The following is a 773-nucleotide window of genomic DNA, read 5'->3' on the forward strand; positions in this document are numbered from 1 at the left end:
CACAGAGTAGTCTGGTAAGGCCCCTTGTAGATCACAAGGTTGATAGGCCAGGTGTGGAAGTTCAGTAATGAATGGAGCTGACTGGTACTAATAGGCCGAGGGCTTGACTTAATGCAAGCTCGCACTCTGAGAAGAGTGCAAGTTATGAAACCACTTGTTTGCAAATCTTTCTTCTATAAAGTTTTCAGGGAATATATTCTCTTGTAGAAATGTTTACCTGAGTATCCGGTGATGATGGCTGTGGGGTCCCACCTGTTCCCATACCGAACACAGCAGTTAAGCCCACATACGCCGAAAGTACTTGGCTGGAAGCGGCCTGGGAGGATAGGGAGTCGCCGGTTTTATTCCTCGGTAGCTCAGTTGGTAGAGCAATCGGCTGTTAACCGATCGGTCGTAGGTTCGAGTCCTACCCGGGGAGCCATTTTTAAAGAGTCTGCACAAGCAATTGCGCAGACTCTTTATTATTTTTCGATGACTTTTACTTGCTGAAAAAGAGCATGCAAATATGAAAAAACATTTACAAAACAGGGTTGACAATCTATAAGTCAAAATGATATTATAAATAAGTCGCCAAACGGCGGCAGCAACTGAAAAAGAAAAACGGAAACAAGTAGTTGACATGGTTCGAGTGACTGTGCTAAACTAGTGTTCCGGCCGCGAAAGCGGTGGTGCTCCTTGAAAACTGAACAATGTGGAAAAGAATGAAAAGCCAGATGTGCGGAGACGTCATCGCTTCGGTGATGATGGCTCAACAAACAATAATGTTTTTGTTA

General features: G+C 44.4%; 1 tRNA gene and 2 rRNA genes. All 3 read left to right on the forward strand.

The annotated features are described in order from the left end of the window. Positions 1-111: ribosomal RNA gene (locus QTL79_RS17890) — 23S ribosomal RNA — on the forward strand; the annotation flags it as partial. A 113-nt stretch (positions 112-224) separates the two neighbouring features. Further along, positions 225-341 (forward strand): 5S ribosomal RNA (rrf, locus tag QTL79_RS17895). A 4-nt stretch (positions 342-345) separates the two neighbouring features. After that, a tRNA-Asn gene (locus QTL79_RS17900) sits at positions 346-421 on the forward strand. Positions 422-773 lie beyond the last annotated feature (352 nt).

Origin of the sequence: Azotosporobacter soli (assembly GCF_030542965.1) — a bacterium.
Classification (GTDB): Bacteria; Bacillota; Negativicutes; order SG130; family SG130; genus Azotosporobacter; species Azotosporobacter soli.